At 63.1% G+C, this 11,781-nt stretch carries 12 protein-coding genes; 5 read left to right on the plus strand and 7 right to left on the minus strand.

Annotated elements, in window-relative coordinates; all coding sequences use genetic code 11:
- Positions 1-62: 62 nt before the first annotated feature.
- From NJF35_RS02690 to lpdA, 3 genes are all read right to left on the minus strand, one after another.
- Entirely contained in the window at positions 63-983 is a 921-nt protein-coding gene (locus tag NJF35_RS02690; protein WP_253080399.1) for an alpha/beta hydrolase, read from the minus strand.
- Positions 983-1,918, minus strand: a complete 936-nt coding sequence (gene choX / locus NJF35_RS02695; protein WP_225786828.1) for a choline ABC transporter substrate-binding protein — start codon at positions 1,916-1,918, stop codon at positions 983-985. Before choX ends, NJF35_RS02690 begins: the two co-directional genes overlap by 1 nt.
- 175 nt (positions 1,919-2,093) lie before the next feature.
- Positions 2,094-3,494 (minus strand): dihydrolipoyl dehydrogenase, encoded by a 1,401-nt coding sequence (gene lpdA / locus NJF35_RS02700; RefSeq protein WP_253090656.1) that lies wholly within the window; start codon positions 3,492-3,494, stop codon positions 2,094-2,096.
- A 203-nt stretch (positions 3,495-3,697) separates the two neighbouring features.
- On the opposite strand from lpdA, the gene cfaB reads away from it, so the two are divergent.
- Complete coding sequence (gene cfaB / locus NJF35_RS02705) at positions 3,698-4,882, plus strand: C17 cyclopropane fatty acid synthase CfaB (protein ID WP_225786826.1); 1,185 nt, start codon at positions 3,698-3,700, stop codon at positions 4,880-4,882.
- Positions 4,883-4,888: 6 nt separating this feature from the next.
- Here the strand turns inward: cfaB and cls are convergent, their stop codons facing one another.
- Entirely contained in the window at positions 4,889-6,328 is a 1,440-nt protein-coding gene (cls, locus tag NJF35_RS02710; RefSeq protein WP_225786825.1) for a cardiolipin synthase, read from the minus strand.
- Positions 6,329-6,456: 128 nt separating this feature from the next.
- Here cls and NJF35_RS02715 point away from each other — a divergent pair, with 128 nt between their 5' ends.
- A complete protein-coding gene (locus tag NJF35_RS02715) occupies positions 6,457-6,990 on the plus strand; it encodes a DUF3617 domain-containing protein (protein WP_225786824.1) in 534 nt (177 codons plus the stop codon).
- A gap of 77 nt (positions 6,991-7,067) precedes the next feature.
- On the opposite strand, the gene folE2 is transcribed toward NJF35_RS02715, so the two are convergent.
- Both folE2 and NJF35_RS02725 read right to left on the minus strand, forming a co-directional pair.
- On the minus strand, positions 7,068-7,955 hold the full coding sequence (folE2, locus tag NJF35_RS02720; RefSeq protein WP_225786823.1) for a GTP cyclohydrolase FolE2: 888 nt from the start codon (positions 7,953-7,955) through the stop codon (positions 7,068-7,070).
- Positions 7,956-7,981: 26 nt separating this feature from the next.
- Complete coding sequence (locus NJF35_RS02725; protein ID WP_253080396.1) at positions 7,982-8,359, minus strand: glutamine synthetase; 378 nt, start codon at positions 8,357-8,359, stop codon at positions 7,982-7,984.
- A 112-nt stretch (positions 8,360-8,471) separates the two neighbouring features.
- Here NJF35_RS02725 and zigA point away from each other — a divergent pair, with 112 nt between their 5' ends.
- From zigA to NJF35_RS02740, 3 genes are all read left to right on the plus strand, one after another.
- Complete coding sequence (gene zigA, locus NJF35_RS02730; protein WP_253090657.1) at positions 8,472-9,680, plus strand: zinc metallochaperone GTPase ZigA; 1,209 nt, start codon at positions 8,472-8,474, stop codon at positions 9,678-9,680.
- Complete coding sequence (locus NJF35_RS02735) at positions 9,677-10,309, plus strand: DUF1826 domain-containing protein (protein WP_225786820.1); 633 nt, start codon at positions 9,677-9,679, stop codon at positions 10,307-10,309. The genes zigA and NJF35_RS02735 overlap by 4 nt, the downstream gene beginning before the upstream one ends.
- A 62-nt stretch (positions 10,310-10,371) precedes the next feature.
- The gene (locus tag NJF35_RS02740; protein ID WP_225786819.1) at positions 10,372-11,346 is read left to right on the plus strand and encodes a CobW family GTP-binding protein; all 975 of its coding nucleotides are present in this window, start codon (positions 10,372-10,374) and stop codon (positions 11,344-11,346) included.
- On the opposite strand, the gene NJF35_RS02745 is transcribed toward NJF35_RS02740, so the two are convergent.
- Positions 11,347-11,739, minus strand: coding sequence for a DUF3301 domain-containing protein (locus NJF35_RS02745; protein WP_225786868.1), 393 nt, complete (start codon positions 11,737-11,739; stop codon positions 11,347-11,349). It lies immediately after the preceding gene.
- Between the last annotated feature and the right edge of the window lie 42 nt (positions 11,740-11,781).

The raw sequence follows: 11,781 nt of genomic DNA on the forward strand, positions 1-11,781 counted from the left end.
GTTCCAACGATCTTTCGCCGTCATTCTTGAGCGACCTGTATCGGTACTCAGGCCCTAACCGCTCACGCCAGTCTGCCTGCCAGCGAATCGAACAGTGCCTCGTACAGTCGATCCACCTCCGGTAGATCCCTCGCCCGCAGGCAGCCATGGACTAGCCCTGGGCCTGGGAAATAGTCTACCGCCACGCCATCGCGGCGTAGCCGTTCGGCATAGTGCAAGCCGTCGTCGCGTAGAGGGTCGAACTCGGCGACGCTGATCATGGCTGGCGCCAGCCCGATGAAGTGGCGGGCGCGCAGTGGCAAGGCCAGGTGGCTCTGGATGGGCTCGGGCAGGTAGGCGTCCAGGCAAGCCTGCATATCCTCGATAGACAGCAGCGGGGCATCCGCACACTCGCGACGCGAAGCTGTGTCCTCATCACCCAGGGCCGGGTAGATCAGTGCCTGGATGCGTGGCTGCTCTTCATCGGCATCACGCAGCGCCAGGCACAGGGCGGCGGCAAGGTTGCCGCCGGCGCTGTCGCCGACGACCACCATCCGTGTGCGGTCGATGGGTTCGTCAAGTAGGCCGTCACGCAGGGCGCGCCAGGCCGCGAGGCTGTCGTCCAAGGCGGCGGGGAAGGGATGCTCCGGCGCGAGTCGGTAGTCCACCGCTACTACCAGCAGCCCCAGCCGTACGGCCAGTTCGGCGCAGAAGAACATGTGCGAGTCGAGATCGCCGAGCGTCCAGCCTCCGCCGTGGAGAAACAGCGCCGCAGGCCAGCCGCTGGGCGGTGCCGGGCGTGCCGGGTGAAACAGTCGCAACGGTGCCAGCCCGGCCCGCTTCAGGTCACGTGTCTGCAAACCTGCCGGGCGAGGCGGGGTGAAGGCTGCAGCCATGCGCGAATAGGCGGCACGTTGTGCGGTGATCGAGGAATCGGCCACACCGAAGGCGAGCGTGCGCTCGACGAAGGCCGCCATACCGGTCGATAGCGGGTAGCAGGCCATTACTGACCGGCGACCAGCGCCGCATCGGCTGGCTTGCCGTCGAAGGTGGTCACCCCAGCGAGCCAGGCCGAAACCTGTTCGGGATGGGCCTTGAGCCAGGCTCGGGCGGCGTCCAGCGGCGCGGTGCGGTCCAGGATGGGCTCCATCACCTGGCTGACGCCCTCGCTGGTGAAGCGCAGGTTGTGCAGCAGTTTGGCAACGTTGCCGCACTGCTGTTGGTAGCCTGCGACGGTCATGATCGAGACCGTGGCGGAGCCTTCGTTCGGGCCGAATGCATCGTCGCTGCCGGAGAGGTATTTCATGTCGATCTGAAGGTTCATCGGGTGTGGTTTCCAGCCGGCGAACACGACCCACTTCTGTTGATTGACAGCGCGCTTCACCGCCGTGAGCATGCCGGCCTCGCTGGACTCGACGCCCTGGAAGCCTTTCAGGCCGAACTTATCGTCGGCGATCATCTGCGCAGTGATGCGGTTCATGCCGCTGCCCGGCTCGATCAAGTAGATCCGGTTGTTCAGCTTGTCGCGGAATTTGGCGATATCGGCGAAGGTCTTCAGGCCCGCGTCATAGACATAGGCGGGCACGGCATAGGTAGACTGTGCGTCACTCAGGGTGGCGGGGCTGATGACGTCGATCTGCTGCTTGTCCAGATAGGGCTTGGCCACCGACTGCATGGTGGGCTGCCAGTAGCCGAGGAAGAGGTCGAGGCGTTTCTCGGCCATGCCAGCGAGGATGATCTGCTGCGAGGCGCTGGTCTGCTTTACCTTGTAGCCCAGGCTGTCGAGCAGGGCTTCGGCCACTGCGCTGCTGGCCACTACATCGGTCCAGTTCACCGACCCCATGCGCACATTCTGGCAGGCGGCCGGCTCGGCGGCCCAGGCTCCGCTGGCGACGCTCAACAGTGCGGCGCAGGTGGCCGCTGTGATCGATAGCTTCATGACCTCTCCTTATCGTTGTTATGTCATGGGGCCCCGCGCGGCGGTGGCTGCTGCTCACGTTACGGACAGCCTGAAACGAAAAACCGCACAGCGGCGACCAGCAATTGCACGGTGGCGACCTTGGCTGTGCGGTAGTGTGAAGGACGGCGGGTGTGAGCCCGCCTCCCACTCGATTTCAGATCTGCATCGCCATGCCGTCCACATTCATCGCGGCCTGGCGCAGCGCCTCGGAACGGGTCGGGTGCGGGTGGCAGGTGAGGGCGATGTCTTCGGCCGAGGCCGAGAACTCCATGGCCACGCAGAACTCGCCGATCATCTCGCTCACGCTCGGGCCGACCAAGTGTACGCCCAGCACTTCGTCGGTGTTGGCGTCGGCAATGACCTTGGCGAAGCCTTCGGTCTCGTGGTTGATCTTGGCCCGGCTGTTGGCGGTGAAGGGGAACTTGCCGACCTTGTAGGCACGGCCTTCGGCCTTGAGCTGTTCTTCGGTCTTGCCCACGCTGGCCAGCTCCGGGCGGGTATAGATGACGCCGGGAATCAGGTTGTAGTTGACCTCGTGCGCCTTGCCGGCGATGCGCTCGATGCACGACACTGCCTCGTCCTCGGCCTTGTGCGCCAGCATCGGGCCTGAGGTGACGTCGCCGATCACCCAGATGCCGGGCACCGAGGTGCGGTGGTGGTCGTTGGCCAGCATGCCGCGTTTGTCGGTCGCAAGGCCGACGCTTTCCAGGTTCAAGCCCTGGGTATAGGGCCGGCGGCCGATGGCGACCAGCACATAGTCGGCTTGCAGGGTTTCGGCGGTACCGCCGGCGGCCGGCTCCAGGGTCAGGCTGACGCCATCGGCCGAGGCCGTGGCCTGGGTTACCTTGCTGCCGAGCTTGAAGGCCATGCCTTGCTTGGCCAAGGCCTTTTGCAGGGTCTTGGCGGTTTCTTCGTCGGTGCCGGGGCAGATGCGATCGAGGTACTCGATGACCGTCACCTCGCTGCCCAGGCGACGCCACACCGAACCCAGCTCCAGGCCGATCACGCCGGCACCGATGACCACCAAGTGCTTGGGAACCTGCGGCAGGGCCAGGGCACCGGTGGAGTCGATGATGCGCTGGTTGTCGATGGTCACGCCCGGCAGCGGAGTGGGTTCGGAGCCGGTGGCGATGACGATGTCCTTGGCTTGCAGGGTGGTTTCGCTGCCATCCTCGGCCTTGACGACGACCTTGCCGACGCCGTCGAGGCGGCCCCAGCCCTTGACCCAGTCGACCTTGTTCTTGCGGAACAGGTATTCGATACCCTTGGTCAGGCCGCTCACGCTCTCGTCTTTCTGCTTCATCATCTGGGCCAGGTTCAGCGTCGGCGTGACCTCGATGCCCAGGTGGGCGAGCTCGCCGCCACTGGCCGCTTCGTAGAGCTCCGAGGCGTGCAGCAGGGCCTTGGAGGGCATGCACCCGACGTTCAGGCAGGTGCCACCGAGGGTCGACCGGCCTTCGACGCATGCGACGCTCAGGCCCAGTTGGCCGGCACGGATGGCGGCGTTGTAGCCGCCCGGGCCGCCGCCGATGATCACCACATCATAGGATTTCATGGGATTACTCCAGGAGTGAGGAAGCGAAGGAGCACAAGATTAGTCCGGGTGACAAAAATTGTATACAATCTGTGACTTGGTTAGGCCAGATAGTTCTAGACTATGGTCTCGATTAACGGAAACTTCGTATGAATGAACTACCCTGTTCCGGTGGCGTCCCAAAATTGATGGCGACGCTCGGAAAATGAAAGGGAGGGTCATTCATGCTTGCGCAACTTCCACCTGCGTTGCAGAGCCTGCACTTGCCTTTGCGCCTGAAGCTGTGGGACGGCAACCAGTTCGACCTGGGGCCTAGCCCGCAGGTCACCATCCTGGTCAAGGAACCTCAGCTGATCAGCCAGCTGACCCATCCGAGCATGGACGAACTGGGCACCGCCTTCGTCGAAGGCAAGCTGGAGCTGGAAGGCGATATCGGCGAAGCCATCCGGGTCTGCGACGAGCTCAGCGAAGCTTTGCTCAGCGACGAAGACCAGGCTCCACCGGTCCGCACCGCCCACGACAAGGACACGGACGCCGAGGCCATCTCCTATCACTATGACGTGTCCAATGCCTTCTACCAGCTCTGGCTCGACCAGGACATGGCCTATTCCTGTGCCTATTTCCGCGAGCCGGACAATACCCTCGACGAGGCCCAGCAGAACAAGTTCGACCACCTGTGCCGCAAGTTGCGCCTGCAGGCCGGTGATTACCTGCTCGATGTCGGCTGTGGCTGGGGCGGGCTGGCGCGCTTCGCCGCCCGTGAGTACGGTGCCAAGGTGTTCGGCATCACCCTGAGCAAGGAGCAGCTCAAGCTGGGACGCCAGCGGGTCAAGGAGGAGGGGCTGGCCAACCAGGTCGACCTGCAGATCCTCGACTACCGCGACCTGCCCCAGGACGGCCGCTTCGACAAGGTGGTCAGTGTCGGCATGTTCGAACACGTCGGCCACGCCAACCTGGAGCTGTACTGCCAGAAGCTGTTCGGCGCCGTACGCGAAGGTGGCCTGGTGATGAACCATGGCATCACCGCCAAGCATGTGGATGGCCGGCCGGTAGGGCGGGGCGCGGGCGACTTCATCGACCGCTATGTCTTCCCCCATGGCGAGCTGCCGCACCTGTCGATGATCAGCGCGCGGATCTGCGAGGCCGGGCTCGAGGTGGTGGATGTGGAGAGCTTGCGCCTGCACTACGCCAAGACCCTCAACCACTGGAGCGAGAACCTGGAGAACCAGTTGCACAAGGCCGCGGCCCTGGTGCCGGAAAAGACCTTGCGTATCTGGCGCCTGTACCTGGCCGGTTGTGCCTATGCGTTCTCCAAGGGATGGATCAACCTGCACCAGATCCTGGCAGTTAAGCCCTACGCGGATGGGCACCACGACCTGCCCTGGACCCGTGAGGACCTCTACCGCTGATCCGCTTCACAGGATCGGCGAGATCAGCCGCGCGATACGCATCCCGAGCTGTTGCAGGCGATGCGTGCCGCGGCTGTCTTCGCTGCTGATTTCCGTGGCGTCGGCAAAATCCTTGAGCAGCATCGCTTCTACTTGGTCGGCGAAGTCCCGGTCCACCGTCAGCAAGGTAATCTCGAAATTCAACCGGAACGAGCGGTTGTCCAGGTTGGCGCTGCCGATCGCACTGACCTCGTCGTCCACCAGCACTACCTTCTGATGCAGGAATCCGGGTTGGTAGCGGAACATGCGCACCCCGGCACGTACCGCTTCGAAGGCGAACAGGCTCGAGGCGGCATAGACGATGTGATGGTCTGGGCGTGACGGGATGAGGATGCGCACGTCGACGCCGCGTAGCACGGCGAGGCGCAGAGCGGCGAATATCGCTTCGTCGGGAATGAAGTACGGGCTGGTGATCCAGATCCGTCGGGTCGCCGAGTGGATGGCCTCCAGGAAGAACAGCGCACAGGTTTCCTGGGAGTCGGCCGGGCCGCTGGCGAGCACCTGGCAAAGTACGCCGTTGTCGGGGTAGGTGTCTGGCAGGATCAGGGGCGGCAGCTCGCGGGTGGCCCAGTACCAGTCTTCGGCGAACGACTCCTGCAGGCAGGCCAGAACCGGACCGCTGACCTGCACATGGGTATCGCGCCAAGGCGACAGGCGCGGATGGCCGCCCAGGTATTCGTCCCCCACGTTGTGCCCGCCGAGGAACCCCAGCACGCCATCGACCACGACGATCTTGCGGTGATTGCGGAAGTTGACCTGGAAGCGATTGAACCAGCCGCGTCGGGTCGCGAAGGCATGGACCTGCACGCCACCGTCGCGCAGCACCTGGCAGTAGCTGGACGGCAAGGCGTGGCTGCCGACCCGGTCATAGAGCACGAAGACCTGCACCCCTTCGGCAGCTTTGCGCAGCAGTAGCTGCTGCAGTTCCGTGCCGATGGCGTCGTCATGGATGATGAAGAACTGCACCAGCACCGCATGGCGTGCTTCGCCGATGGCGGCGAAGATGGCGTCGAAAGTAGCCTGGCCGTCGATCAGCAGCTTCACTTGGTTGTTCGCCAGGCAGGGCATGCGCCCCAGTTTCGGTAGGGCGCGCAGGGCTGCATAGCTTTCCGACTCGCGAGCCGCCAGCGCTTCCTCTACCCAGGGTCGCCAATTGAGGTTGGCCATGGCCACGTGCATTTCCTGGTTGGCCTGGCGCCTGGCCTGGATATAGGCATAGAAGGAGCGGGCACCGAAAATCAGGTAGGGGATGAGGGTGAAGTAGGGAATGAAGAATAGCGACATCGCCCAGGCGATTGCACCCTGGGCGGTACGCACGGTGAACACCGCATGGAGCGCGGCGATGATACCGAGTAGGTGGATCAGGCCGAGCAAGTAACCGAAGAAGTAGGGGCTGTGATAATCCATACGCATCCTGCTTGCGGAGAGCACTGCAGATAACAGAGCACGTTCCCGGCCTAGCTTGCAACCCGGAAGCGGAAATGACGTCTAAGGCACAATCGGCCAGTTGCCGGTATTTCGAGGAGCATTCATCCATGAAGATTCGTCTGCCATTGTTGGCGCTGGCATTTGGCCTGAGCAGTCCGCTGGTCCATGCGCAGATGCTGCAACCCGGCCTGTGGGAGTTGACCACCAGCAACATGCAGGTCGATGGCAAACCCCTGCCCGACATGGAGTTCATGCTCGGGCAGTTGAAGAACTTGCCGCCGGAGCAGCGAGCGATGATGGAAGGCGTCCTGGCCAAGCAGGGCGTCACCTTGGCGGGGAAAGGTGTACGTTCCTGCCTGACCCCGGAGCAGGTCAAGACCGACGACATCCCGCTGCAGGATCCGCAGTCCGGGTGTACCCAGCGGATTACCGAGCGCACGGGCAATGTCTGGAAATTCGAGTTCAGTTGCCCCAAGGCGCAGGGGAGCGGCCAGGCTACTTTTCTCAGCGACCGTGAGTTCCTTACCCAGGTCAGCGGTACGTTCAATGCCTCGGGTGTTCAGCAGCAGGGCAGCATGAATACCCGGGCCGTTTGGCTGAGCGATGACTGCGGCTCGGTGAAGCCGCGTAGCGACGGGTGATCCACAGCCTTTTGGGAGCCGGCTCAAGCGACATTGGGGGCTGCAAGGCAGCCTCCAATGGCAACTGAGCTCGATCCTCACCACTGCCAGCGGCTAATCGCGACAGCATCATGGGCATGCAAGCTCTCCGCATGTTCCACGCGCAATTCGAACCCGCTGACCCAAGCGAGCTGTCGTAATGCCAAGTGCAGGCGTCTTGCCGCATCCTCGCAAAACATCAGGTTCTGCCCATTGGCCAGGGCAAAGGCCTGCTCATCGGCGCGTTTTACCGCCGTCTGCACGGCGGTGCCCAACGCAGCTTCCGCCCTGTCGATCAGTTGGGTGACCGGAAGCTCCTCCAGATTGCTCTGCAAACGCACCCTGACATATGCCTGGCTGCGCTGACTGTGAGGTGTGGCGACGATTCCCTGGCTGCTGCCCAGCCACTCCAGGATCGCTTGCCGATCCGTTTCGCGGTTGGCGAAATCCGCCACGAACTGCTGCTGTATCAATTGCCTGGCCAGTGCAGCCGAGCAAGGGCATGTGGATGAATAAGGAATCACAACGGATAGTTCCACGTGGAACATCGCATTTTCGATCCTGGCATCCACGGTTACCGGATAGCTTTTCCAACCCGCCAATGGGCTCACCAGGGCAGGTCGTTTCAGCATGTGGTCGAATGCCAGCCGCAGATAGGCGGCAGAGGCAAGCCCTTCATGGCTGGCGAGAAAGCGGGCCAACAACCGCCGCACGGCCAGGGGGTTGAGTTCCGACTGCTCGAGGGATTCCAGGGCCAGATAAAGCCGAGACATGTGTATCCCTCGTGACACGCCGTCATCGAGGTTGACCCCGGCATCGGCCCGGGCGTTCAGGGTTCGTCCTTCGAACTGCAGCGGCAGTGCGATGCCCTGCATGCCTACCCAGTCCAAAGGCGATGTTCGTTGGCTGGTCTGGATGGCGATGTCGGGGAGCGTCAGGCTGGTCATTTGCGGATTCCAAGAAAGGTTGGCATTCAGCGGCAGCCGCCGATCAGGCTGCAGTGCAGGTTGAAGCGCTGCCCGCTGGAACTGGAGACGCGGTTCAGGGTGGTCCAGCCGATACGCCGGCTATAGCCCACCCACGCCTCGCCGTCGCTGGCCAGGCCGGTGAAGAACGTCAGTGAGCCGTAACGGCTGTTGGCTTGTGCCCACAGCCGACGGCTCACACTGTCGTAGCCGCGCAGGTAGAAGGTGCTGCCCTCGGTACGCACGCTGTAATAGCTGCCTTGGCCATCCTGGCAAGCCAGAAGCGTTGCGCTGCGTGTACACAGGGGGAGATCTGTGCGTGGCATGGCAAGTACTGACGAAGGCGCGATGAGCAACAGCAGCACAACGGCACGGGGCAGTTTCATTTTCATCTCCGGGTACCGTTCGACGAGCACGGCTTGGCGAAAGTGTATTGTTATAATATAACAGTAGGCAATGCATCGTTTCGAATGCGCTCGTCTGATGAGGGTTCCGCCAATGACCAAACGTCTCCCTGTTACCGTGCTGTCCGGCTTCCTGGGGGCCGGCAAGAGCACCTTGCTCAACCATGTCCTGCGTAATCGCGAGGACCTGCGTGTTGCCGTGATCGTCAACGACATGAGTGAAATCAACATCGATGCCAGCGAGGTACAGCGCAATGTCAGCCTCAACCGTGCAGAAGAGAAGCTGGTGGAGATGAGCAACGGCTGTATCTGCTGCACCCTGCGCGAGGACCTGCTCGAGGAAGTGGCGCGCTTGGCGCAGGAGGGCCGTTTCGACTACCTGCTGATCGAGTCCACTGGCATCTCCGAGCCGTTGCCGGTGGCCGAGACGTTCACCTTCCGTGACGAACAGGGCCGTAGCCTGTCCGACATGGCACGCCTGGACACCATGGTCACGGTAGTCGATGGCCTGAATTTCCTGCGTGACTACCAGGCGGCGGATAGCCTGGCCAGCCGTGGCGAAACCTTGGGCGAGGGGGATGAGCGATCGATCAGCGACCTGCTGATCGAGCAGGTGGAGTTCGCCGATGTGCTGCTGGTCAGCAAGATCGACCTGATCGGCCAGCATGAGCGCGAAGAGCTCACGGCCATCTTGCGCAGCCTCAATGGCCGGGCGCAGATCGTGCCCATGGTCACGGGCCAGGTGCCGCTTGAGCGCATTCTCGATACCGGCCTGTTCGATTTCGACCAGGCCGCCCAGGCGCCCGGCTGGTTACAGGAATTGCGCGGCGAACACGTCCCGGAAACCGAGGAATACGGGATCGCCGCGAGCACCTGGCAGGCCCGTCGGCCACTGCATCCACAACGCTTCTTCGACTTTATCCACAAGCCCTGGAGCAATGGCAGGCTGTTGCGTTCGAAGGGGTTCTTCTGGTTGGCCAGCAAGTTCCAGGAGGCCGGAAGCTGGTCCCAGGCCGGGGGCATGATGCGCCATGGGTTGGCCGGGCGCTGGTGGCGTTTCGTGCCACGGGAGCATTGGCCGCAGGACGAGGAGAACACCGCGGCAATTCTCAAGCACTGGAGCGTAGAGGTCGGGGATTGCCGCCAGGAACTGGTATTCATCGGGCAGAACATCGATTTCGCCAGGTTATCCACAGAGCTGGATGCCTGTTTGTTGACCGATGAGGAAATGGCGTTGGGGCCGATGGCCTGGTTGCGCCTGCCCGACCCGTTCGGCCCCTGGCATGAGGAGGCTGCCGCGTGATGCTGGCAAGCAGGGCTGTGGATATCCGTCAGGTCTTCGGCGAATCGCCCCAGGTGCTGGCGGAGATTCTCCAGGATGGGGTCAACCTGGCGGTTTGGCAGCGCCGGCTGGCGGCGCAGGTGGAGGACTTCGCTGCACTGTTGCTCAGCCTGGGCCAACCCATGGCGGACGAGCGGGTGATCGATGTGGACGAGCGGGAAATGCCCGTGCTGCCTGGCCTGTTGAGCGGCGCAGCCGACCTGCATGGCTACGAAGGCTTTGTCGCAGACGTGGCGTGGTTGGTATCGGCCTACACCTGCCTGCTTGGCGCCCGGCGCGTCGGCTTGCGCCTGCGGGTGCTGGAAGGGACGATGTGCCCGCGCTTTCATGTGGATCACGTGCCGTTGCGCTTGCTCACCACCTATGCCGGCAAGGGCAGCGAATGGCTGGAGGAAGGCCGCATCGATCGCACCGCATTACCGCACGCCCCACCGCCTGTGGATAACATCCAGTGCCTGCAGGTGGGGGCAGTCGCCTTGCTCAAGGGCGAGAAGTGGCTGGGCAATGAAGGTGCCGGCCTGATACACCGCTCGCCGCTGACCGGAGCGGGGGAGCTGCGCCTGTTGCTCAGCCTTGACTGGTTGGCTTGAGGGCGCATAGTGGGTGGTTTATGGGGCCTGCGGCGGCCCTGGGGACGCCATTGAACCATCACATGTTGCAAAACATCCCTACCCACGTGATCGCTGGCCCATTGGGTGCCGGCAAGACCAGCCTGATCCGTCAGCTGCTGGCCCAGCGCCCCGCGGGAGAACGCTGGGCGGTGCTGGTCAACGAATTCGGCCAGATCGGCCTCGACGCGGCCTTGCTCTGCCGCGATGAGGAGGGCATCGCCATCGGCGAGGTGGCTGGCGGTTGCCTGTGCTGCGTAAACGGCATGCCGTTCCAGGTGGGGCTGGGCCGGCTGCTGCGCAAGGCACGACCCCACCGCCTGTTCATCGAGCCCTCTGGCCTCGGCCATCCACTGCAACTGCTCGAACAGCTTGGCCAAGCGCCATGGACAGGCGTGCTGGCCGTGCAGCCGCTGTTGATGGTCCTGGATGCCCAGGCCCTGGCACGTGGCCAGGCGCTGCCGGACACGCAGCGTGAGGCGCTGGCGGCAGCGGCCTTGCTGGTTTTCAACAAGGCTGGCCTTGTGGATGAACCGTCACGCCTGTTGATAACTGCACAACTGCCGGCCTTATCGGCATTGTGGACAGAGCATGGCGCATTTTCCCTGGCGCAGCTTCCGGTTTTGCCCACAGAAGAGGCTCGATGCTCGCTTGTGGATAAGCTTGCTGTGGACAACGCTTTCGTGTCGTCTGCCGCCTTGTGGACAGATCCGCGCCAACCGATCTGCCAGGCACAACAGGGCGAGGGCGGGTGGAGCATCGGCTGGCGCTGGCACCCCAGCCAGCGCTTCGATGCACTACGCATGCAGGCTTTTCTCGAGGCATGGCCATGGCGCCGGGCCAAGGGTGTTATCCACAGCGGTGAAGGCTGGCGCTCGTTCAATGCCTTGGACGCAGGCCCACAGGCCTGGCAACCGAGCGAGTGGCGCAAGGATTCCCGTATCGAACTGATCTTCGACCAGGCCCAACCGCGGGAAGCCCTGCAGGCGGCGCTGGCCGACTGTCGCCTGGAGGGCTGATCAGTTGCGCCAGCGATTGTGCTCCTGGCGCCATTGCTGCATCTCGATGACGTTGTCGGCCTTTGGCGGGGTCTTGATCTCGAACGGGTAGGGCGCCAGTTCGATCAGCATGGTGTGGGCACCGAACTGGGTCACCGTCCCAGGGTGGCGTTGTTCGCCAGTGACGGTGAATTCGAAACCGTAGATCCGCGCCAGGCGCTTGCGGCCGTTGGCATCACGCACGAAGGCGATGCGCTTGAGCGCGACGTTGTCGTCGAGCAGTTCCAGGTCGAGGTTGGCGCAATGCTGCTTGACCCGCTCCAGCGCCTTTTCGCGTAGCCCATGGTTGTGCCACAGCCAGGCGCCGGCCGTTGCCACCAACATCAGGACGAAAAGGTTCTCCAGGGTCAACATTTGCATAGGCTCCAGACAGGTCAGTCCAGCTTAACCGCGTTC

This window comes from Pseudomonas guariconensis (genome assembly GCF_024127895.1).
In the GTDB taxonomy this organism is placed as follows: Bacteria; Pseudomonadota; Gammaproteobacteria; order Pseudomonadales; family Pseudomonadaceae; genus Aquipseudomonas; species Aquipseudomonas guariconensis_B.